Origin of the sequence: Streptomonospora nanhaiensis (assembly GCF_026642255.1) — a bacterium.
Lineage (GTDB): Bacteria > Actinomycetota > Actinomycetes > Streptosporangiales > Streptosporangiaceae > Nocardiopsis > Nocardiopsis tropica.
This window is the reverse complement of the sequence record NZ_CP113264.1, coordinates 6,841,117-6,863,096: the sequence shown is the minus strand read 5'-3', so window position 1 is coordinate 6,863,096 and position 21,980 is coordinate 6,841,117. Positions and strand designations below refer to the sequence as shown.

The following is a 21,980-nucleotide window of genomic DNA, read 5'->3' as shown; positions in this document are numbered from 1 at the left end:
TTCCCGGCGCCCCCTCGTCGCGTTCCGGGCCGTCCCGGTGCGGGTCAGTCCTCCTGGGACAGCCGGGCGACGAGGGCGTCTATCACCAGCGCGGTCACGGAGGCCATGTCCACGGCCTCCGGGTCCAGGAGCCACTGCACCTGGAGGCCGTCCATGACGGCGATGACCGCGGCGGCGGCGGCTCCGGCCGGGGTGCGCCCGTCGGGGCCGGGGGTGGACGCGGCCTCCCGGTGCTCGGGCCCGAGCCTGTCCAGGACGGCGTCGCCGATCTCGCCGCGCAGCACCGTGTAGCGGTCCCGGAACCACTCCTGGGCGGGATGCCGGTCGGTGGCGCTCTCCGCCGAGAGGACGGCGTACAGCTGCGTGGTCCCCGGGCGGGCCGCGTTGCGCTCCGCGGTGGTCACCAGGTGGTCGAGCATCCGGCTGCCCCCGGGCGCCGGGTCGGAGTCGTCCCTCAGCTCCAGGACGGCGGTGAGCAGGTCGGTCTTGGAGCCGAAGTGGTGCAGGACCCCGGCCGGGGTGATGTCGAGCATCGCGGCGATGTCGGCGAGCGAGGTGTTGTTGAACCCCCGGGCCGCGAAGACGTCGGCGGCGGTGCGCAGGATCTGCTCCCGCCGGTTCACCCGCTTCCGCGGAGTCGGGGCCTCGGGGCCGCCGGGGGACCGGGTGTCCGGTGCGGGGGTCGTCTCGCTCATTCCTGCTCTCCACTTCGTTGTACCCGGCGGGTACTCCGGGCCCGTGGCCGGGGGCGGGCCCGTCGCCCACGGTATCGAGATCTCGTTTCCTCCCTTTGCTTAATAAACATTAAGTAAGGTTCCCGGCCAAGAGACGTACACCACAGGGTAGGACGGCCCCCACCGGGTCCGGCGGTACGGGAGCGGTGGGGGCAGGGGCTCCCACGTCACACCGGCAACGGTTTCGGACAGCCCCTCAACGCGCATCCCCGCCCGGACCGGAGCGGCCCCGGGCCCTCAGACGTCCGCGCCGCAGTCGGTCCCGGCGCCGGAGGGATCGCAGGCCAGCATGACCAGGCGAAGGGTCTCCGGTCCGCTGACCTCGACGGTGACGGCCCCGGCGCGGTGCGCGGACCGGACCGCCGCCGGGTCCGGCCGCTCGGGCCCGGGCGCCTTGTCCGCCCGGTCCGCGGCGTCGGCCGCGCACGGTTCGGCGCAGCCGAACACCCGCGCGCTCCCGTCCCGGAGCACCTCGGCGCGTGAGCCGGCCGGCGTCCCCGGGGCGGCGGCCTCCGCGTCGTCGGGGCACGGGCTCCCGGTGTCGCACACCCGCAGGTAGAGCGTGGAGGGGCCGTGGTCGGGGTCCGTGCGCCAGTAGGCGGCCACGACCCGGCCGCCGACCCGTGCGTGCGACCCGTCCGCGTCGACGTGCGCCTCGCGGCCCGGCTCGGCGGGACCGACGGTGCACCCGGGACCGCAGCCGGCCTCGCGCAGCCCCCCGGGACCGACCTCGAACAGGTGGGCGGTGCCGTCCTCGTCCTCGATCTGCACCGTCGTCCGGTTCTCCGCCGACGCCGTGAGGGCGGCGGAGGGCGCCGCCCCGGGGGGCGCCGGCTCCGGGCGGAGCAGCCCCGGGGCGGCGAGCGGGAGGAGGGCCAGCACGCAGACGAGGGCGGGCACCGCGGCCGGGATGCCGTGGGCGTCGCCGGGGCGGGGACGGGGGAGGGCGGCGCGGACCGGCGCGGTCAGCCGGGCGGTGCTCCGGGCGCGGACGGTCCGCCAGGTCTCGGCCAGGGCCCGTCCCGGGGGCAGGTCGGCCAGCACGTGGAGGGGGAGCGCCGCCAGGAGGAGGGCCGTCACGGCGATCCCGGCCGCCGTTGCGGCGGCGGCCGGCGCGGACCACACGCCTTCCGACGCGAGTCGGCGCAGACCCCAGAACGGCCCGGCCCAGGACGCGGCCGACGGAAGGAGGAGGGCCAGGGTCCCCGGGACGCGGCGCAGGGCGCGGGACCAGGACGCGGGCGCACCGACGTCCTGCCCGAGCACGGCGCCGCCGCCGACGAGCAGCCCCGCGTGCACGGACACCGGGAGGCCGACCACGAGGGCGGCCAGGGTGAGACCGGCGAGGACCACGAGGCCCGCGGACGGCTCCGCCGGCAGGGAGAGCGGCGGCGCGGCCCCTCCGTCCGGGGCCGGCGAGAGGAGTCCGTGGGCCGGGAAGGCCACCGAGGCGACGGCGAGGAGGAGCACGGCCGGGAGGAGGGGGAGCAGGACGGCCGTCAGCAGGGAGCCGCCGGGCGACGGGCGCCGCTCGCGGGAGCGTGCGGGAGGGGAACCGTCCGGGGCACGGTGGGGGAGTGCGGAATCCGCGGTCCGACGGATTCCGCCGGAGCCGGTCTGACCGTCCATCGCCGTCTCCCTCGCTGTGCCCCAACCGAGACTACACAGGCCTTCCGGGGCGTACCGGGCACTCCGGGGGTCGGGGGCGGCCGTGGCGCGACCGGGACGGAGGCGCCGCGGAGCGGTCCTACCAGGACCGGACGCCGCCGACGGGCGCGGGCAGGCGCTCGTTCAGCCACGTCCACGTGCCGTCGTTCTCGGTGAAGCGGCGCTGGATGCGCTCCACGTCCGTGAGGGGGTTCGCGAACACCTCGGTCCACGCCCCCGCGGTGCGCTCCTCCAGGTAGAGGCTGCGCGCGTCGGTGCGCATGCGCACCGCCTGGAGGGTGTGGGAGGAGCCGTTGCTCAACTGGATGCGGTAGTAGGCCATGGGAAGTCCCTGGGGTCTGGTTCGTCCTGGGAGGAAGGACGGTGCGTCCCCGGAACGTGCGTGCCGCCTCGAACGGCAGGGGGATCGGTCTCCCGGTGCGTGCGGCGGGACGAGAGTGGTCGTCGACCGCGAGGGTGTGCCTGAAGGGTGGCGGCGAGAGTGCCGAGACCCGGAGTGCTCCGGGGAACGGGTGCGGGTGCCGGTGCACCGTGCCTTCCGTGTCCTCGGACTCTACTCCTCCGGGTGGGGGCGGGAGCCGAAAACGGGGTGACGGGCGGTGAAATCCGGGTGATCCGCGGGTGAGCGGCGGAGGTGATTCGGAAACCACCGTGTATATCGGTCTATATTGCTGTGATTCGTGTGATTGACGCGACCAGAGGGAAACAGTAGCGAGCCGAGGCGAACGGTTCACGCTCTGCGGTCGTCCAACGGACAGGACCCCTCTCCCCAGGGTGCCCCGTGCAACGCTTCCGACCCGAGGACCGCCATGGCCCACCCGCCCCCGCCGCCGAACCTCACGCCCCTCCAGAGCTCCGACCCCCGCGTGATCCCGCCGTTCGCCGTGCACGGCAGGCTCGGTGCGGGAGGCATGGGCGTGGTCTACGGCGCCGTGGGCCCGGACGGGCGGTGGGCGGCGGTCAAGGTCGTACGCCCCGAGTACGCCGGAGAGCCCGAGTTCCGCTCCAGGTTCGCCAGCGAGGTCGCCCTGATGCACCGGGTGCGGGCCCGCTGCATCGCCCCCGTGCTCGCCCACGACACCCGCGCCGAACTCCCCTGGTACGCCACCCCCTACCTCCCCGGACCCACCCTGGGCGCGCGGGTGCGGCAGGGCGGGGCGCTCGCGCCGCACCAGGCGAGGGTGGTCGCGGCCGGGATGGCCGAGGCGATCGCCGCCATCCACGCGGCCGGGGTCGTGCACCGGGACCTCAAGCCCGCCAACGTCATCCTCGCCCCCGACGGTCCCAAGGTGCTGGACTTCGGCATCGCCAGGGCGGCCGACGCCACCGCCCTCACGCGGACCGGCGGGCTCGTGGGCTCGCCAGCCTGGATGAGCCCGGAGCGCTACCGGGGCACCAGCGGCCCCGAGGCCGACGTGTTCGCGTGGGGCGCGATGGTCGCCTACACGGCCACCGGGCGGCCTCCCTTCGGGGACGGCGGCGCCGAGACCCTGATGTACCGCATCCTGCGCGAGGACCCGGACCTGGAAGGGCTCCCCCCGGAGCTGGAGGAGCCGGTCACCCGCGCGCTCGACAAGGACCCCGCGTCCAGGCCGTCGGCCGGGGAACTGCTGCACCGCGTCGCGGCGGCGGACCCGGAGGCCGCGGCGGGGGCGGACGACACCACCATCGTGGACGGGCTGATCCGCGCCCACTGGGCCGGCGGCGCGGTCCGGGGAGCCCCGGCGCCCCGGACCGCGCCGACCGCCTTCGCCCCGCCTGCCCCCGCCGTCGGCCCCGGGGGCGGACCGGCGGGCGGCGGGCCCGGGCGCGCCGGAGCGGGAGCCGCCCCGCCACCGCGGAGGCGGTTCCGCCGGGCCCCCGTGGTGATCGCCGCCGGGGCGCTCGCGGTGGCGGCCGTGGGCGGCATCGGGCTGGTCAACGCCCTGGAGGGCGGCGATCCGGAGCCGCCCGCCCCCGACCCCGCCCCGTCGGTGGAGACCGCGGAACCGGGCACCCTGGCGGGCACGGTGAACGGCGCCGGCTCCACGTTCCTCTCCTCGGCGGTCGAGGCGTGGTCGGCCTCGTACACGGCTGAGCGGCAGCCCGACACGCGGATCTCCTACGAGGCGACCGGCTCCGGGGCGGGCGCCGACGCGTTCGTGCGCGGCGAGGTGGACTTCGGGGCCTCCGAGAACGCGCTCACCGAGAGCCAGGTCGCGGAGGCGGCGGAGGCCAGGGGCTGCTCCGTCGTGCAGTTCCCGGTGCTGGCGGGGGGCATCGCCCTGGTGTACGACGCCGAGGGCCTCGACGGCCTCGCGCTGCACCGGACGGAACTGGCGGACATCTACTCGGGCGCCGTGACCGCCTACTCCGACCTGGACGGGGCCGCGGACCTCGGGCTCCCGGACCTGGAGATCGTCCCCGTCCGCCACGAGAGCGAGGCCTCCACGGCGCACGTCTTCAGCCGCTACCTGGCCGCCGACGGGGGGTCCTGGGGAGCGGACAACGTCGGGGACGACACCCGGTGGGGCCCCGGAGTGGTCGCCGCGTCCGGGGACGAGGGAGTGCACGCCGAGGTGGCGGCCACCCCGGGCGCGATCGGGTTCGTCAACGCGTCCTACGCCGAGGAGCACGGCCTGGACGTGATGCCGCTGCGCAGTGACCGGGGCGTCGAGGTCGACCTCACCCCGGAGACGACCAGGGCCGCCACCGAGCAGATCGACCTGGACGGGACGGACTTCTCCCTCGACGCGGTCCAAGGGGACAGCGCCTACCCGATCATGCGGGTGAACCACGTGTTCGCCTACGAGTGCGGCCACCCGGAGGGAACCGGTTCCGTCCTGCGCGACTTCTGGGCCTACGCCCTCGGGGACGAGGGCGCGCGGATCGCCGAGGGGGCGGGGTACACGCCGCTGGCGGACTCCGTCGGCGCGCGAGTGGTCGCCGACCACGTCTCCCGGATCACCGAGGGGTGACCCCGCCGGTCCCGCCCGGGGCCCGGGTCAGGCGTTGACGCCCCCGTCCACGCCGATCACCGTGCCGGTGACGAACCGCCCGCCCGGTCCGGCCGGGGCACGCGCGGTCCCCGGGACGCCGCGGTCCCCGCGGGTGGGCGGGGCTCAGGCGGCGGCGAGGCGGGCGCGCGCCTCCATGAGCGCGAAGCCCAGCAGGTTGAGGCCCCGCCAGTGCTCGGGCTGCTCGGCGTGGTCGTGCCGGGCGCCGAGCCCGATGCCCCACACGCGGTCGCGGGGGCTGGCCTCCACCAGCACGCGGGAGCCCGTGCCGAGCAGGTAGGCCCCCAGGTCCGGGTTCTGGCCGAACTTGGCGAGGTTGCCCTCGACCACGATGCCGAACCGGGCCGCCTCCCACGCCTCCTGGTCGAAGCCGCGGACCTCGCGGCCGATCGCCTTGGCGTCGCGCGGGTGCCCCGCGGCGACGATCCGCGCCTCCGCCTCGGCGTCGCCGAACAGGCGCGCCTTCCCGGCCATCATGTGGTGCTCGGCGGTCGGGTGGAGGACCCCGTCCACCGTGAAGTCGGCGGCCCACCACTGGGAGAGGCAGCTCGCGGAGACGCCACCGCCGGCCGGAGGCCGGTGGCCCCAGAAGCAGAGGTACCGGGCCCGCCCCGTGGCGTCGATGAGCTCCCGCACGGACCGGGCGTCCGCGGGGCCGTGTGCGTCGGTCATGGGGAAGTCTGCCAGGAGCCGCCGACGTTCGGCCGCCCGTTTCCCGGTCGGCGCCCGGAGCGGTCCGCGGCCCCGCCGCCTCCGCCGCGATCTCGTGCTCACGGCCCGTCGGGGCGCCGGAGCCGTCCATGAGCACGGGGCCGTCCGGGCCGGATCCCCGCCGCACCGGGAACGGGTGCGGTCGGCCCGCTAGTCGAACTGGAAGGAGCGCTTGGCCAGGCCGTGCCAGAAGCCGTCCACGGTGGACCGCGAGCTCCGGTGCCCGTCCAGGCCCGCGCCCAGGGCCACGAACAGCGGCGCGAAGTGGTCGCTGCGCGGGTGGGCGATCGCGGCGGCCGGGGCCTTGTGCCCGAAGTCGAGCAGGGAGTCGACGTCGTGGTCGGCCACCGCCCGGTTCACCCAGTCGTCGAACTCCACCGACCAGGAGGGGGCGTCGCCGTGCGCCTGCCGGGACATCTCGCGCAGGTTGTGCGTCGTGAACCCGCTGCCGACGATGAGGACGCCCTCGTCGCGCAGCGGGGCCAGGCGGCGCCCCAGGGCGAGGAGCCGTGCCGGGTCGAGGGTCGGCATGGACACCTGGAGGACCGGGACGTCCGCCTCGGGGTACATCTCCCGGAGGGGCACGTAGGCGCCGTGGTCGAGTCCGCGCCCCGGTTCCTGGTGGAGGGTCCCGACCGGACCGGTGACGAGGTCGCGCACCCTCGCGGCGAGGGTCGGCGCTCCCGGGGCGGGATAGGTGACACCGTAGTAGCGTTGCGGGAAGCCCCAGAAGTCGTAGGTCAGAGGGACTCCGTCCGCCGTCGCGCCGACGGTGAGCGGAGCGTCCTCCCAGTGCGCCGAGACCACGAGGATCGCCTCCGGCCGGGCGAGGCCACCGGACCAGTCGGCCAGCTCCCGGGTCCACCGGGCGTCGTCGGCCAGCGGCGGCGCCCCATGGCTGAGGTACAGGGTCGGCATGCGTGTGGGCCGCGGTGCCATGGGGTCCTCCTGTGACTGGGAGATCGGATTTTGACCAGAACACAATTGAACTCTCAAGTATTCCGGGGGGCACGGGCCTGATGGCCGACACGAGGTGGCTAGACGAGGGCGAGCAGCGGACCTGGCGGACCTTCCTGGCCGCCGTCCACCTGTTGGAGGGCTCCCTGGACCGGCAGCTCAGAAGGGACTCGGGGCTCCCCCACGCGTACTACCAGGCCCTGGCGATGCTGTCCGAGGCCCCGGGGGGCGCGCTGACGATGACCGAGCTGGCCGGGCTGCTGAGGTCGTCGCCCAGCCGGCTCTCGCACGCCGCCGCCCGGCTGGAGGAGGACGGCCTGATCCACCGGTTCAAGCGGCTGGGGGACAGGCGGACCACGATCGCCGAGCTCACGCCGCGCGGGCTCAAGGTACTGCGGGAGGCGGCGCCCGGCCACGTGCGCGAGGTGCGCCGGGTCCTGTTCGACTCCCTGACGAGGGAGCAGGTCGACCAGCTCCGCGAGATCTCCGAGGTGATGCTCGGCGAGCTGGACCCCGAGGGGCGGGAGCCGCGGTGCCCGGGGTCCGGAGGGGCCGGGGACCGGGACTGAACCGGGTTCTGTGACCTGTCCTGACCGGGGGTTACGGCGCGGGAGGGAAAAACGCGGGGAGACACTCTATGTGTTCGGGCGGATGCGTACTATCATCTGGCTTCCCAGAAAAAGGTTGCGATCTCAAGTGTTGGACTCGGGCCGCGATCTCCTCTGGGATACCCGCTCACAGAACAGGAATCACCCGTGAACGAGAAAACAGTCGTCTCCAGAATCAGCGACACCACCACCCTCCTCGCCAGAGCGGTCGTCGGTGTCGTCTTCATCGCCCACGGCTGGCCGAAGGCCGCCGACCTCGAGGGCACCGCCCAGGGGTTCGCCTCCCTGGGAATTCCCTTTCCCCAGTTCTCCGCCCTTCTGGGCGCGGGAATCGAGATGGGCGCCGGGCTGGCGCTCGCCGTCGGGTTCGCCCTGCCCCTCGCCGGACTCCTCCTGGCCTTCATGATGGGAAGCGCCTACTACTTCGCCCACCTCGGTGACGCGTTCATCGGCGGCTACGAGTACCTGGTGGTCCTCGCCGTCACCGCCGTCGCCCTCGGGTTCGCGGGCGGGCGCTACTCCCTGGACCGCGTCATGCCGTGGGGCCGCGCCCCGCGCCGACGGACATCGGAATCACTGCCGGCCTCCTGACCGGGGTGCCCGGTCGCCCGCTGCCGGAGGCGGGCGGCCCGGCCGCCAGAAAATACTTTTAACTTACTTAACACCTTTCACAAAACAGACATTAGTTCGCACAATATCGAGTTTCTGTCCTATCCTCGTGGCGTTTCGGGTTCGATCGGTAGAATAAAAAAACCAAACACAATCCACGTTGACAGCGGGGTCGCGTCACCGGGTCCGTCCTCCGTGACCCGACCCCCTGTGCCGAACGGGAGCACCGTGTCCCTCCTGTCCAACCGACCCGACACCCCTGACTGGCAGCTCCGCGTCACCGACCGGGACGGCACCGCCCTCCACGGAGCGGCGGTACTGGTCGCGCCGGAGTACGCCCTCACCTGTGCCCACGTCGTCGTCGAGGCCGTCGGGCCCTCGGCGGGCCCCGGCAGCGAGGTGCGCCTGGACGCGCCGCGCGGACTCCCCGGATGGGAGTCCGTCGGCACCGTCCTCTCCGGCGGGTGGTGGTGGGAGGGGGAGGCGCCCTGGGACGCGGCCGTGCTCCGCCTCGACCGCACCGCCCCGGGGCCGCCCGCCGCGACAGCCCGCCACCGCGTCGGGGACCGGGTACGCGTCCTGGGCTTCCCCAACGCCGAGACCGGACGTTGGGTGACCGGACGGATCACCGGCGACAGCGGCAGCCGTTTCGGCTACACGCAGATCGACGTCGACTCCGCCACGGGCTTCACCGTCCTGCCGGGCTTCAGCGGCAGCGGTGTCCGGGAGGGGACGGGCGACGGGCTCCTGGGCATCGTCTGCGAGGCGGCCGCCAACGGCAGGGCCGGCTGGATGATCCCCCTCGACCGGGTCCCCCGGGTCTGGGGGGCGGGACCGGACACCGCGACCGCCGTCGCGCGCACCGCGCGCGCCATGACCGACCTGCGCACCCTGCTCTCCCCCGACCTGAGGTTCGACCTCTACACGGCCCTCGACCCGAGGCTGCGCCGCAGACTCCGCGCGGACCAGGACCTGACGGTCTTCGCCTCCCAGCTGGTCTCCCTCGCCCACGAGGAGTACCGACTCCTCGGCGCCGTGCTCGACCTCCTCGACGAGAGGGAGGAGGGGAGCGCCGGCATGCTCCGCGTCCGCGAGGCCGCGGCGCCGCTCCTGACGGGGCGGGACGGGTGAGCCGTGCGGCCGGGATAGAGGACCAGCCGCTGGAGGGCCCCGTCCCTCCCCGGGTGGACGAGGCCGACTACGCCCGGCTGGCCAAGGCCCTGTGCTCGGTCACCTGCGTCACGTCCCCCGAGTACCACGAGCTGCTGCTGGGCAAGCTCCCCCGGGTCCGCTCCGGGATCAACCGGAACGCCGTGCCCGTGGTCTTCACCGACGCCCTGGTCGGCCGCTGCCGCGAGAGCCGGCTGCTCGGCGTCCTCATGCGGTGGATCGGCTACTGGTCCGACGACAGCCGGAGCTGGCGGACGGCGGCCCTGATCGCCGAGCCCCTGGTGAGGGAGGAGGAGTGGGCCCAGGTCAGCCAGGCCATACCCGAGGCCACCCGGCAGCAGGTCGACACCGTCCGGGAGGAGCTGGTCCTGTACGACGCCGCGGACTTCCGGGAGATCGCCGACCGCGTCCGGGGGGCGCGGCCCATCGACCGCACGCCGTCCGACCGTGCGTGGCACACGTTCGTGGCCCTGGCCGAGATCCCCGGCAGGGAGGGGGAGTCCGCGCTGGTCGAGTTCTGCGCGATCCTGGGCGCCCGGGGTGCGCTGCGCTGCTCGGCGCTGCTGGAGGGCTGGGGCGGGGGGAGCGGTGCCCCCGAGGCCCCCGGGGCGCCGCCGGGGCCGGACGCCGGGGAGGACGTGCCGGCCCGCCTCGTCGTCCACGTCGAGAGGGGCGAGGAGCGCGACCGCCACGACCTGCGGTACTGGACGGTGCTCAGGGAGCACGGCGGGGACCGGCCCGACTTCTGCGACTCGGGCACCCGCAAGGGCGTCACCCCGGACAGGATCGCCGACAGCGTCGGCGTCCTGCTCGGCCTCGTGGAGGTGGACCACCGCAGGGAGCACCACCGGGGGAGGATGCGGGTGGAGCTGGTCGCGGAGCTGGACCTGCTGCGGGAGCTGGAGGCCGACCGGTGGCAGGAGGCGGGGGGAGCGGCCGGGGCGCCGCCGCTCGGGGCCCGCGCGGAGGTGGTCTACCGGGCGGCGGAGCTGGAGGACCCCTCGCGGCGCGACTACGACGCGGGGAGGAGGGCCCTGGGCCGGCGGTGGGCGGCCCTGCTGAGGTGCGGTTCGGGGGTGCACCTGGACACGGCCCACGAGGCGCAGACCAAGGAGCGGCTGAGCGGTCGGACCTACCGGGAACCATTGGAGGATCGGCTCCCGGACGATAGAATAGCCATTCTCTCGGTACCCTCCCATTTGGACGACTGCCACCAGTCGGTCCGGTCCGCGCTCAGGTTCGGAGTTCCGGTTGTGGTGTGGCGTTCCGCCGACAACGGTCGGGGAATCGGTCCGTGGCTGAATCTGGGAAAGACGGGACGAGAGGTGACGGTGTCATCAGAGAAACTCCAGTCGATCCCCCAGGTGCTCCACAAGTCCCGCTCAGGGGGCGTTTCGCCGGACGATAGCGGGTACATCGAAGAAAGCTTCGAGGTCGCCGTCTTCTACCACGATTCCCTGCCGGTCCTCCCGGACCCCCCTCCGCTGACCGCCAGCAGTATCCGCACCACCCCCCGTTGACCGAGGCTCGAAGGGCTCGCCATGACCGCACACGCCGGACCCGGGCCGACCGACTCCGTACCGGAGTGGTGGGTCTTCCACGGCACTGGTCAGCCGCGCGCGCATCTGGACCTCGCGACGCGGTTACCCCCGCCTCCGCAGTGGCGTACCTACGGCGGGGCGTTGAACTCCGGTTCGACGTCCCCCTTCTACGAACCGTCGGCTCCCCCGGGGGAGCCCGGTGAGCCGGCGGAGCCGGGGGAGGACGCCGTCGCGACGGCGGAGAGCGCACGGCACCTCGGCCCGCAGCACCCGCGCCCCGGCACGGTCCCGCTCGGCCCCCACCGCAAGCACCTCCTGGACAAGGTCAACGCGGCGATCCACCTGCGCAGGCCGCTCCTGGTCACGGGGCCGCCCGGGGTGGGCAAGTCCAGCCTGGCCCACCAGATCGCCCGCGAGCTCAACCTGGGCAGGACGCTGCGCTGGGCGGTGACCAGCAGGAGCACCGTCGGGGACGGCCTGTACTCCTACGACCCGCTCACCCAGATCCACGACCTCAACCTGGAGAACGCCCACCGGCGGGCCACCGGGCAGGCCCCGGACCGGCGCTACGCGGGGGACGGCGACGCGCACCTGCGCAGCAGCGCGGAGTCGATCAGCCGCTACCTCGCCCTGGGCCCCCTGGGCACCGCGTTCCTCCCGACGAGGGCGCCTCGCGTCCTGCTGATCGACGACTTCGACCTGGGCGACTTCGACCTCCCCGGAGACCTGCTCGACCTGTTCGAGAACGGCGGCTACCGCATCCCCGAGCTGGCCAGGCTGGCGGGGGTGGCGCCGACGATCGAGGTGGCCACCGACGACCCCGGACGCACCGTGCCGGTCGCGCACGGAGAGGTGCTCTGCTCCGCCTTCCCCATCACCGTGCTCACCTGCAACAGCGGACGCGACCTCTCCCCCGCCTTCATGCGGCGGTGCATCCCGGTCCGGATGGGCCTCCCGGACGAGCAGGAGCTGCTGGCCGCCGTGGCGGGGCACTTCGGGGGCGACCTGCCCTCCGGGGCGCGCCCGCTGGTGACGGAGTTCCTGGAGAGGAGCGGCAGCGGGCACGAACTCGCCATCGACCAGCTGCTCAACGCCGTGCACCTGGTGGGCGCGCTCGGCCCCGACCAGGCCGGACCCGGGGGGGATCAGGTGCGGGAGCTCTCGGAGCTCCTCTGGCACCGGCTCACGGAAAGCCCGGGATGAGTTCGGGGCGTGGACCGGGGAGCGACCGACCCCGGGTGACAGGCGACGCGGAAGGGTCCACGCGCCGGGGGCCGGGGCTCACCGCGACCGACCTGGCGGACGCGATCCACCTGGCGGCCCTGTGGGACGCGAGCGCCCGCCGGGCCCGGCGGGCGCACCGCCTCGGGGAGGGCCGGGAGGAACTCGTGGCCGACACGGGCCACGACTTCGGGCCGGCGCCGTCCCCGTGGCCTCCCGGCACGGTCCCGGAGCAGGTCGGGAACCCCGTCGCGGGCCGGCCCCGGGAGCCCGCGCCCGCGACCGGCGCGGACCGCCCGGCGGCCCCGGACGGGCGCGTGCCGACACCGGACGCCCCTTCCGGGCGGGAGCAGGCCCCCTCCGAGGAGGGGGCCGAGTCGCCCGGGTTCGTCCAGCCCGTCCTGGAACGGCGGCAGGAGTTCGTCGCGGCCCTGTCCCCGTTCAACCTCAAGGCGCCCCGGGGCGAGCCCGACCGGGTCGACCCGGAGGGCACCGCGCGCGCGTACGCCCGCGCGCTGCTGGACAGCCTCCACTGGACGGACGGCGAGCGCGCGAGCGCCGGCGTCCCCGTCGTGCCCGTGCTCCGTGCACGCGACGAGAGGGCGGTGGACCTGACCCTCCTGCTCGACGAGGGCGTCACCATGCTCTTCCAGCGCGGTCCGGCGGGCGAGTTCGCCGGGCTCCTCCGGGACAGCGGGGTCTTCCGGACGGTGCGCGCGCTGCACTTCGACTCCGAGCGGGCCGGGCCGCCGGAGCTGAGGGACGCGAACGGGCGGGGCCGCGGGCTCGGCGGACGCCGGGCGACCGGCGCGCACGTCACCCTGATCCTCACCGACGGACTCGGCGGGGCCTGGCGGGACCGGGAATTCCAGGAGTGGGTGGCGCGCGCGGCCGGAGAGGGCGCACTGGCGATCCTGCACCTCCTGAGCCCACGCCTGTGGAGGCGCGGCGCCATCGCCACCGCCCCCGCGGAGCTGGGCACGTCCTGGCCCGCCGCCGCCGGGGCGCCGAACACCCGGTACGTGCGCGAGCGGACGCTCGCCGACCTGGTCGCGGACGAGGACGAGCCCGCGGCCGGGACGCTGGTCCCGGTGCTCCCGCTGAAGCCGTCCGCGCTCCACGACTGGGCGTCGTTCGTGATGGCCCGCGGTCGCGCGCGGCTGTGGACGCAGACCGCGGAGTTCCCGGGGCGGCCGGGACCGGTGCTGGCGCCCGACGCCGGGGCCGACGGGGAGTTCGACCCCGACCGGGAGGTGGGCCGCTTCCAGCGGGCGGCGACCCCCGAGGCGTTCGACCTCGCCGTGGCCCTGGCCGCCGTCCCGCTGGACCCGGGCCTCGTGGAGGCCGTGTGCGAGGACGTGATGGGCCGGGCGTCGCCGTCCGAGCTGACCGAGGTCTTCTTCAGCGGGCTCGTCCGGATGGGGGACGCGGCCGAGCGCGGGGCGGTCCGGTGGGACTTCCGCGACGGGGTCCGCAAGGCCCTCCTCGCCCGGGGAGGGCGGGTGTCCGACATCCGCCGGATGCTGGGCCTGGCGGCGGAGCGCCTGCTGAGGGTGGACCCCTGGTTCGGCGACCTCGCGAGGATGCTCCGCGGCGAGCACGTGGTCTCCCCGACGAACACGGGGGCGTCGCGCTCGTGGGTGCGGTCCATGCTCCCCGCGGTGGAGAGCGCGGCCCTCGTACGCCGTTATTCGGCACCGATCAGGGAATATGCCGAAGCGGCCGGGCGAAACGGATACCGGGATCATTCTGTGCCGGAAAACTGGCCCCCGTCCTCGTCTGGTTTAGGATTGACCAAGGTTCCCGGATCTGCGCAAACGAGTAAGAGCGATAACCGGAAGACACGGAATACCGCACCCTTTTCTGATCGGTCGGGTGAAAAGCCGCTTATGTCTACAAACCCGTCAATTGGGGATAGAATGAACGATTCTGGCGACATTCACAGCGGCCGCGCGGGCAGATCGTCCACCAGCGGTCGGCCGCTGAGTGCTGTCTGGGTGCAGGTCCCCCGTAAGAACAGCGCCTTCACGGGGCGCGAGGAGCTGCTCTCCGCGCTGAGGGCACAGCTCCTCACGGGGCAGCGCCAGGTCATCACCGCGCTGAACGGGATGTCCGGGGTGGGCAAGACCGAGCTCGCGAAGGAGTACCTGCACAGGTACGCCTCCGAATACGATCTCATCGTCTGGATCCCCTCCGCCCACGGCAACCAGCTGCGCGAGAGCTTCTCCGTGCTGGCGTCCCGCCTGAGGCTGGACAGCGTCGGCGCCGGCAGCGGGCACGTCGTGGAGGACGTGCTCGCGGCGCTCCACCAGGGCGGGCTCTTCCAGCGCTGGCTTCTCGTCTACGACAACGCGCAGGCCCGGGCCGAACTGGAACAGTATCTTCCTGTCGGGGGCGAGGGGCACGTGATCATCACTTCTCGGGACAACAGCTGGACCGTGGCGGGGGGTGACGCCTTCCTCTCCGTCCGGGAGTTCGAGCGCAAGGAGAGCATCGAACTCCTCAAACGGCGCGGTCCGGCGACGCTCACCGACGACGAGGCGGACGCCCTGGCGCGCGAGCTGGGCGACCTGCCCCTGGCGCTCAACCAGGCGGCGGTGTGGCTGCACGAGAGCGGCATGGCCACCGAGGAGTACCTGCGCCAGTTCGCGGACAAGAGCGAGGAGATGCTCGCGCTGCTGCGCCCGGACGGGACGTACCCGGTGGCGGTCGCCGCCGCGTGGAACGTGTCCCTGGACCGGCTGGCCATGACCAACCCGGCCGCGCTCCAGCTGCTCCAGCTCTGCTCGTTCATGGCGACGGCGCCCATCCCCCGCACCCTCTTCAACCACGCGCGGGGCATCGAGGGCCCGGCGGAGCTGAGGACGGCGCTGGAGGACCCGGCCAAACTCGGCATGGCCATCCGGGACATCGGGCGCAACAGCCTCGCCCACATCGACCACCAGCGCAACACGATCTCCCTGCACCGGCTCGTGCAGCGGGCGGTCCAGGCGCCCATGGACGAGGCGGAGCGGGAGGAGATGCGCCACTGCGCCCACCAGCTGCTGGGCCGCAGCGACCTCCAGGACGTCACGAACGACTCCAGCCGCTTCACCGACCTGCTGCCGCACGTGTGGGCGTCCGAGGCCTGGGACTGCGCGGACCCGTGGGTCCGCGCAGTCGTGGTCCAGATGTGCCGGATCGCCCTGCTGCGCCAGGAGTTCGAGGACGCCCGCCGCCTGGGCGACACCGCGTGGGCGTGGTGGAAGCAGCACCTGGGGGAGGAGCACCCCTCCACCCTCGGGATGGCGGTCCAGGTCGCCGTGGCGATGCGGGGCCAGGGCCACCTGGCGGAGGCCCTCGAACTGGGGGAGACCACCCTGGCCACGCTGCGCGAGCAGCAGAACCCGGAGGACCCGGAGACCCTGGAGGCGGAGATCGAGCACATCCGCAGCCTGCGGTTCGTCGGCAGGTTCCGGGACTCGCTCGCCGCCGCCGCCGACGCCTACCACCGCCGGGTGCGCCTCTTCGGGGAGGACGATCCGCACACCCTGCTCACCGCCCACTTCCGCGCCTTCAACCTGCTCCTCAGCGGTGACCCGGCGGCTTCGGCCGAGCAGTACCGCGACACCCTGACCCGGCTGGAGATCGTCTTCGGCCCCGACCACGGGCGCACCCTCGGCACCAACAACGGGTACGCGGAGGCCCTGATGGAGCGGGGCCTGTACCGGGAGGCGGAGGCGATCCAGACCAACCAGGTCGAGCGGGTCACCAGCCTGCTCGGCGAGGACGACCCCGGGGTCCTGAGCAACGTGCGGACGCTGGCCGTCATGCGGCGGCGGATCGGCAGGCACAGGGAGGCGTTCGCCCTCTCGGAGCAGGCCTGGCAGCGCTTCCGGATCAAGCAGGGCGCGGACAGCAACGACACCATGTACGCGGCGCTCGTGCACTCGATGTCCCTGAGCGCGGTCGACCAGCACGACGAGGCACTGGAGCTGGCGCAGACCACCGGTGAGCGCTACGTCAAGCTGCTGGGCGACCAGCACCCCTACGTCGGGGCCGCGAACATCAACCAGGCGATCATCCTGCGCCGCCTCGGAAGGGTCGCCGAGGCGCGCGAGCTGGACGAGGGGGCCCTGGCACTGTTCCGGGAGCGGATCGGCGGGCACCATCCCAGCGCCCTCTCCTGCCTGGTCAACCTGGCCAACGACCACTTCCTCACCGGGGACGTGGCGGGGGCCCGGGAGCTGGACGAGGAGGCCCTGGCCGCGTGCACCAGGGAACTGGGGGCGAGGCACCCGCTGACCCTCCTGGCCCGGCGCAACCTGCTCGTGGACCGCAGGGCCCAGGGCGAGGACGTCGACCCGGAGTTCATCGAGGTGGAGGACATGTACCGGGAGGCCATGGGCGCGGACCACCCCGCGACGCTGAGCATCCGCAAGAGCGTGCGCGGGGACGCGGACATCTACCTCGCACAGATGTGACCGCGGTGGTCCGGGGCCGGCCCCGGACCACGCCCGCTCAGGCGCGGTCCGCGAGTCGGAGCAGCGCGACCCACTGGTGCGCGGGCAGGGCGAGCTCCGCGTGGTCGCGGTGCGTGGAGTCGCGGATCCCGACCGCGGCGGGCGCGCTCATGACCGCCTCGACGCACGAGTTGGTACCGCCGCCGCTGTAACTCGACGTGCGCCATCGCCCGGGCCCCCGTCCCAAGCCCTTCACGAGAGCTCCTGTCCGGGCTGTCTTTCCTGGTTGTTTCTACGCACGCGGCGGCCTCGATTCTTCCGGTTCCACCATTGGTCGCTCCTGTTTCCCGTGCGGCCCTGTAAGTCCGGTCGGGTCCGACTTCGGCTCTCCCATATATTCTGCTGACTTTCGAACCCACTTGTACATGCCCACTGGGGTACTGATCATGTTGTCCGGATGCAGTCATCCTCGGACTGTTCATAAACTGATGCTTGCGGCATGTTTCCCGTTCGCCCGGGGGAACGCCGCCGGGGGATCTGTGGAGAGGATCGGGGAAGTCCGCTGCTCAGTCCGGGTGCGTCTTTCCCCGGAGTCCCCTGTGTCCCGGCGTCATCGGCGATGGCGAGTGCCGGACGGTAAAGCGTTTTCGGTGGATCCGACCCGAAACGCACCAGCTCCCAGCAGCCCCAAAGTGACCTTGGGAGCGAAAGAGCCGGGACGGCGGTCCGGCGATGGCGAAGCCCTTGACCGCTGGAAAGCGGAGGGACGTACCAGGACCTATAGGGAGAACTTCGCGAAGGCGGACCGAAGGGAGGTTTCCGCAGGTAATCCATTGTGGTCGCGGTCGTACCGCGGACTGTTCCCGACTTCTCCGGAGAAGCGACGGCCTTTGCGCTCTCCTAGGCTGTCCCCAGGGCGAGGGAGGGGATCGACGTGAAACAGGGCGAAACGCACAATTCCATCGGCGGTGGCGTCCACGGCGGTGTGGCCGTGAGCGCCGGCCGCATCGGGAGCGTCACCGTCCACCACCACGCCGCCGGGCCCGGCCCCGCGCGCCCGCCCGCGGACCCCTGGCCGGAGAGGGTGGACCGGTCACCCGTCTGGGACCGCGTCCGGGAGGGGAGCGACTCCGGGCCCTTCCGGGAGGTCTGACCGTGCGCCGTCGTCAGCGGGGGTCCGCAACACTGCCTACCATGCTGGACATGCGCATTCTCGTGGTGGAGGACGACGACCGGGTCGCCCGTGGCCTGGTGACGGCCCTGCGGTCCGCGTCCTTCGACGTCCAGCGGGTCGCCACCGCGGAGCGCGCGCTCACCGCCCCGCCCGCCGACGTCGTCCTGCTCGACCTCGGCCTTCCCGACGCCGACGGCATCGACCTGCTGCGCAAGCTCCGCGAGCGGCCCCAGACCGCCGTCATCGCCGTCACCGCGCGGAGCGAGGAACGCGACCGGGTACGCGGGCTGCGCGCCGGCGCCGACGACTACGTGGTCAAGCCCTTCGGCGTGGCCGAACTCCTCGCCCGGATCGACGCCGTCCTCCGGCGCACCCGCCCGGCGCGGGCCGAGGCCGCCGAGGCCGAGCCCCCGCTCACGGTCGGCGCGCTCACGGTCGACCCCGACTCCCGCGAGGCCAGCGCCGGCGGGCGGACGCTCCGGCTGACCCGCAAGGAGTTCGACCTGCTCTCCCTGCTGGCCTCCCGCTCCCCCTCGGTCGTCGCCCGCGACCAGATCCTCGACCAGGTGTGGGGCGACGCCTGGGAGACCTCCTCCAGGACCCTCGACACCCACATCGCCTCCCTGCGTGCCAAGGTCGGCCGCGCCGTGCGCATCCGCACCGTGCGCGGCGTCGGCTACCTCCTCGACGGGGCCTGACCGTTGCTGCGGCGCCTGCTGGCCCTCCTGCTCCCGGTCGCGTTCGTGATCGTCGCCGCGGTGTTCGTCCCCCTGGGCACGGTCATCGCCCAGCAGCGGACACAGGAGGTGTACGTCGACCGGCTGGGCGACGCGGGGCGGTTCGCCGCCCTGGCCCGCACCGCCCTGGAGACCGACCGGCTCGACCCCCTCGCCCAGGAGATGGCCCACTACGAGGAGCTGTACGCCATCCCGGCCCTCGTGGTCGCGCCCGACGGGCAGATCGTCGTCGGCTCCGGGGACCGGCACCGCATGCGCGACGTCCTCGACGGGATCCCCGACCCGGGGGCCGTCGACGCCGCGATGGCCGGCGAGCGCCCCGCACCGCCGACCACCGCGTGGCCGTGGAACCCCGATCCGCTGGTGGTCGCCGAGCCCATCGGCCGCGACAGCGAGGTCGCGGGCGCCGTGGTGGTGGTCGCCCCGACCCGGGAGCTCGGCGCCGACATCCTCCAGGTCTGGGGCCTGCTCGGCCTGCTCAGCGTCGTGCCGCTGACGGTGCTGGCGACCGCGTCGCTGCCGCTGTCCCGCTGGGTGCTGCGGCCCATCCGCAGGCTGGACGCCGCCACGACCTCGGTCGCCTCGGGCGACCTCGACGTGCACGTGGACGCCGAGCGCGGCCCCCCGGAGCTGCGCCGCCTCACGGAGTCGTTCAACACGATGGTGGACGTCGTGCGCAGGGCCCTGGAGCGCCAGCGCGCGTTCGTCTCCGAGGCCTCACACCAGCTGCGCAACCCCCTGGCCAGCCTGCGGCTGGCCGTGGAGAACCTCGCACCGCACCTGGAGACCCCCGAGGCCAGGGAGGCCCACGAGATCGCCGTCGACGAGGCGGCCGTCATGCACAGGATGCTCAACTCCCTGCTGGCCGCGACCCGCCTGGAGAGCGTCACCGGGACGGAGGCGGTGGAGGTCGCCGAGGTCCTGGAGAGCCGGGTGGAGCGCTGGAGGGCGCTGGGCGAGGCCCGGGGCGTCTCCGTCACCACCCGTGTCCCCGCCGGGGTCCGGGCGTACGCCCCGGCGGGCGGGCTGGGCAGCATCCTCGACGAACTGGTCAGCAACGCCCTGCGCCTGTCGGGCGGCACCCGCGTGGTGGTGGAGGCCGACGGGGGGGATCCGGTGCGCATCAGCGTCCTGGACGACGGCGAGGGCCTGCCGGAGGAGCAGTACACGGCGGCCCTGGACCGGTTCTGGCGCTCGCCGCGGCACCAGAACACCGAGGGCACCGGCCTGGGCCTGGCGATCGCCGCCGACCTGGTACGGGAGGCCGGGGGGCGGCTCACCCTGGGGACGGGCCTGCCCGGAGGGGAGCGCCGCGGGTTCGGCGTGGTGATCACGCTGCCGCCGGTGCGCGGCTCCGGGGACTGACCGGACCGGCGAAGGCCAGGCGCCGCCTCAGGCGGGCTTGTTGTCCCGGTACCAGCGCTCGGAACCGGGGTGCAGGGGGACGACGCCGGTGGAGATGCCCGTGCGCACGTTGATCTGCGCGGCCTCCGGGCGCTGGGCCGCCAGCCGCGCCTGGCCGCGGTAGACGGTGTCGGTGACCCGGTAGGCCAGGGCTTCGTCCAGGTCGGCCCGGCACAGGAGCAGGTTGGGGATGGACATGGTCGGGCAGGCCGGGACCCCGGAGTAGGTGGTCGCGGGCAGCGTCGCCGGGAAGTAGGCCTCCGGGTAGGCGTCGGCCATCACGTCGGCCGTGTCCGCCAGGTCGATCAGCCGTACCGCGTGTTTCTCGGCGAGTTCGGCGACGGCCGGGGTCGGCAGCCCGGTCAGCGAGAACATGGCGTCGATCTCCCCCGACGCCAGGGCGTCGGCGGAGGCGGCCTGGTCGAGCCGGACGGTCTCCACGGCCAGGCCGGTCTCCTCCAGGATCTCCGCGACCGTGAATTCGGTGCCGGAGTTGACCGAGCCCACGGACACGCGCAGGCCGTCCAGGTCGGAGAGCTCGCGCACGGGCGAGTCGTCGAGGACGACCAGGTGGACGAAGCTGTCGTAGAGGCGTCCGACGGCGTCGAGCCGGGTGCCCTCGCCGGTGTCGGCCTCGTACGACAGCACCGCGTCGAGGCTGGCGAAACCGAGGTCGGCCGCGCCCTCGTCCAGGAGGTACAGGTTGTCGAGGGAGGCGCCGGTCTGCACCGTCCTCACCTCCAGCTCCGTCAGGACCTCCTGGAGCAGGACGGCGAGCTTCGCGCCGATCTCCCGGAAGACCGCGCCGGGCGGCCCCGTGGCGACGACCAGCTCGGAGAGCCCGTACTCGGGGCCGCGGGAGCAGCCGCCCACGGCCGCGGCGACGGCGGCCCCCGCCGCGCCGAGCAGCACGGTGCGCCGGTTCGGTCCCATCGAATGCATGGATGCAGCTTAGACAGCCCGGGCGGCGTCCGGGGCCGGGGCGCCGGCGCGGGACGCGGGTGTGCCTGCGGGAACGCCGTCCGGTCCGGGGCTCGGGGCCGGGGACGGCCCACCGGTCCGGAACGGCTCCCGCGCCCGCTCCGGACGCCGTCCGCCCCGCACTGCCCCGACCGCGGCGCCCCGTGCATACCGGTGCGAAACACGCGGAAACACGGTGAAACCCAGGCTTCACGGGGAGGCAGGGCCGCCGAAACACGCCCTTCCTAGCGTCGGGCCCCATGGACACACCGATGTATACAGAGGCGGTGCCCGCCCCGGAGGCGCCGCCCGGGGACGGCGTGCGGCGGGCGGGGGATCCGGAGGCCGCCACCGCCACCTCGCGCCGGGACCGCGTCTACGCCCTGTTGCGCGAGGAGGTCCTGAGCGGGCGGATCGCGCCCCGCGTCCGGCTGGGCGAGGTACGGCTCGCCGAGCTCTTCGGCGTCTCCCGCACCCCCGTACGCGAGGCGCTGGCCCGCCTGCACTCCGACGGCCTGGTGGAGCGGCGCGAGAACGGCTTCTACGCCACCGTCCCCAACCTCGCCGAGCTCCGCGACCTCTACGAGCTCCGGGTCACCCTCGAACTCCGCGGCATCTCCCGCGCGATGGAGGACCCCTCCGTCCGGCACGACCCCGGCGTCCTCCGCGCCGAACTGGAGCGGTGGGAGAAGCTCCGCGCCGACGTCCCCGGGCCCGACCCCTCCTTCGTCCTCCTCGACGAGGAGTTCCACGCCGCCGTCTCCCGCGCCTCCGGCAACCGCGCCCTCACCGACTCCCTCGTCTCCGTCAACCGGCGCATCCGCCGGGTCCGCATGTACGACTTCCTCACCGCCGACCGGATCACCTCCACCGTCACCGAGCACATCGGGATCACCGAACACCTCCTCGCGGGCGAACTCGACTCCGCCTACCGCGCCATGCACGAGCACGTCGGCGCGTCCATGGAGGTCGTCCTGGAGCGCGCCCGCCGCGCGCTGACACAGATGGCGCTCCACTCCGACGCCCTCTGACCCGGCGTCCGCGCGCC

18 protein-coding genes are annotated in these 21,980 nt (G+C 73.8%); 11 read left to right on the top strand and 7 right to left on the bottom strand.

Annotation, left to right across the window (positions count from 1 at the left end; genetic code table 11):
- Positions 1 to 44: 44 nt before the first annotated feature.
- The 3 genes from OUQ99_RS29670 to OUQ99_RS29660 all read right to left on the bottom strand — a co-directional run bounded on the left by OUQ99_RS29670 (position 45) and on the right by OUQ99_RS29660 (position 2,724).
- On the bottom strand, positions 45 to 695 hold the full coding sequence (locus OUQ99_RS29670) for a TetR/AcrR family transcriptional regulator (protein WP_267947056.1): 651 nt from the start codon (positions 693 to 695) through the stop codon (positions 45 to 47).
- A 276-nt stretch (positions 696 to 971) separates the two neighbouring features.
- A complete protein-coding gene (locus tag OUQ99_RS29665) occupies positions 972 to 2,363 on the bottom strand; it encodes a hypothetical protein (protein ID WP_267947055.1) in 1,392 nt (463 codons plus the stop codon).
- Positions 2,364 to 2,481: 118 nt separating this feature from the next.
- On the bottom strand, positions 2,482 to 2,724 hold the full coding sequence (locus OUQ99_RS29660) for a hypothetical protein (protein WP_267947054.1): 243 nt from the start codon (positions 2,722 to 2,724) through the stop codon (positions 2,482 to 2,484).
- Positions 2,725 to 3,211: 487 nt separating this feature from the next.
- On the opposite strand from OUQ99_RS29660, the gene OUQ99_RS29655 reads away from it, so the two are divergent.
- Complete coding sequence (locus tag OUQ99_RS29655) at positions 3,212 to 5,359, top strand: protein kinase domain-containing protein (protein WP_267947053.1); 2,148 nt, start codon at positions 3,212 to 3,214, stop codon at positions 5,357 to 5,359.
- A gap of 144 nt (positions 5,360 to 5,503) precedes the next feature.
- Here the strand turns inward: OUQ99_RS29655 and OUQ99_RS29650 are convergent, their stop codons facing one another.
- A complete protein-coding gene (locus OUQ99_RS29650) occupies positions 5,504 to 6,070 on the bottom strand; it encodes an NADAR family protein (protein WP_267947052.1) in 567 nt (188 codons plus the stop codon).
- A 189-nt stretch (positions 6,071 to 6,259) separates the two neighbouring features.
- Positions 6,260 to 7,048: a dioxygenase family protein gene (locus OUQ99_RS29645; protein ID WP_267947051.1), complete on the bottom strand. Its 789-nt coding sequence runs from the start codon at positions 7,046 to 7,048 to the stop codon at positions 6,260 to 6,262.
- Positions 7,049 to 7,128: 80 nt separating this feature from the next.
- Here OUQ99_RS29645 and OUQ99_RS29640 point away from each other — a divergent pair, with 80 nt between their 5' ends.
- From OUQ99_RS29640 to fxsT, 6 genes are all read left to right on the top strand, one after another.
- Entirely contained in the window at positions 7,129 to 7,635 is a 507-nt protein-coding gene (locus OUQ99_RS29640; RefSeq protein ID WP_267947050.1) for a MarR family winged helix-turn-helix transcriptional regulator, read from the top strand.
- A gap of 186 nt (positions 7,636 to 7,821) precedes the next feature.
- Complete coding sequence (locus OUQ99_RS29635) at positions 7,822 to 8,265, top strand: DoxX family protein (RefSeq protein ID WP_267947049.1); 444 nt, start codon at positions 7,822 to 7,824, stop codon at positions 8,263 to 8,265.
- A 213-nt stretch (positions 8,266 to 8,478) separates the two neighbouring features.
- Positions 8,479 to 9,414, top strand: a complete 936-nt coding sequence (locus tag OUQ99_RS29630) for a trypsin-like serine peptidase (protein WP_267947048.1) — start codon at positions 8,479 to 8,481, stop codon at positions 9,412 to 9,414.
- Positions 9,411 to 10,973, top strand: a complete 1,563-nt coding sequence (locus tag OUQ99_RS29625; protein WP_267947047.1) for a hypothetical protein — start codon at positions 9,411 to 9,413, stop codon at positions 10,971 to 10,973. Before OUQ99_RS29630 ends, OUQ99_RS29625 begins: the two co-directional genes overlap by 4 nt.
- Positions 10,974 to 10,994: 21 nt before the next feature.
- Positions 10,995 to 12,197, top strand: a complete 1,203-nt coding sequence (locus OUQ99_RS29620; RefSeq protein ID WP_267947046.1) for an AAA family ATPase — start codon at positions 10,995 to 10,997, stop codon at positions 12,195 to 12,197.
- A gap of 35 nt (positions 12,198 to 12,232) precedes the next feature.
- Entirely contained in the window at positions 12,233 to 16,678 is a 4,446-nt protein-coding gene (fxsT, locus tag OUQ99_RS29615) for an FxSxx-COOH system tetratricopeptide repeat protein (RefSeq protein WP_267947045.1), read from the top strand.
- A 37-nt stretch (positions 16,679 to 16,715) separates the two neighbouring features.
- On the opposite strand, the gene OUQ99_RS29610 is transcribed toward fxsT, so the two are convergent.
- Positions 16,716 to 16,913, bottom strand: a complete 198-nt coding sequence (locus OUQ99_RS29610) for a DUF397 domain-containing protein (RefSeq protein ID WP_267947044.1) — start codon at positions 16,911 to 16,913, stop codon at positions 16,716 to 16,718.
- Between the two features lie 678 nt (positions 16,914 to 17,591).
- Between OUQ99_RS29610 and OUQ99_RS29605 the strand changes: the two genes are divergently transcribed.
- The 3 genes from OUQ99_RS29605 to OUQ99_RS29595 are packed head-to-tail and all read left to right on the top strand — an operon-like array spanning position 17,592 to position 19,933.
- The gene (locus OUQ99_RS29605) at positions 17,592 to 17,810 is read left to right on the top strand and encodes a hypothetical protein (RefSeq protein ID WP_267947043.1); all 219 of its coding nucleotides are present in this window, start codon (positions 17,592 to 17,594) and stop codon (positions 17,808 to 17,810) included.
- Between the two features lie 41 nt (positions 17,811 to 17,851).
- The gene (locus OUQ99_RS29600) at positions 17,852 to 18,529 is read left to right on the top strand and encodes a response regulator transcription factor (protein WP_267947042.1); all 678 of its coding nucleotides are present in this window, start codon (positions 17,852 to 17,854) and stop codon (positions 18,527 to 18,529) included.
- A 3-nt stretch (positions 18,530 to 18,532) separates the two neighbouring features.
- Positions 18,533 to 19,933, top strand: a complete 1,401-nt coding sequence (locus OUQ99_RS29595) for a HAMP domain-containing sensor histidine kinase (RefSeq protein WP_267947041.1) — start codon at positions 18,533 to 18,535, stop codon at positions 19,931 to 19,933.
- Between the two features lie 27 nt (positions 19,934 to 19,960).
- Here the strand turns inward: OUQ99_RS29595 and OUQ99_RS29590 are convergent, their stop codons facing one another.
- The gene (locus OUQ99_RS29590) at positions 19,961 to 20,914 is read right to left on the bottom strand and encodes a TAXI family TRAP transporter solute-binding subunit (RefSeq protein ID WP_267947040.1); all 954 of its coding nucleotides are present in this window, start codon (positions 20,912 to 20,914) and stop codon (positions 19,961 to 19,963) included.
- Positions 20,915 to 21,192: 278 nt separating this feature from the next.
- Between OUQ99_RS29590 and OUQ99_RS29585 the strand changes: the two genes are divergently transcribed.
- Positions 21,193 to 21,963 carry a GntR family transcriptional regulator gene (locus OUQ99_RS29585; protein WP_267947039.1) on the top strand — a complete coding sequence of 257 codons (771 nt, stop codon included), beginning with the start codon at positions 21,193 to 21,195 and terminating at the stop codon, positions 21,961 to 21,963.
- The last annotated feature ends 17 nt before the right edge of the window (positions 21,964 to 21,980 follow it).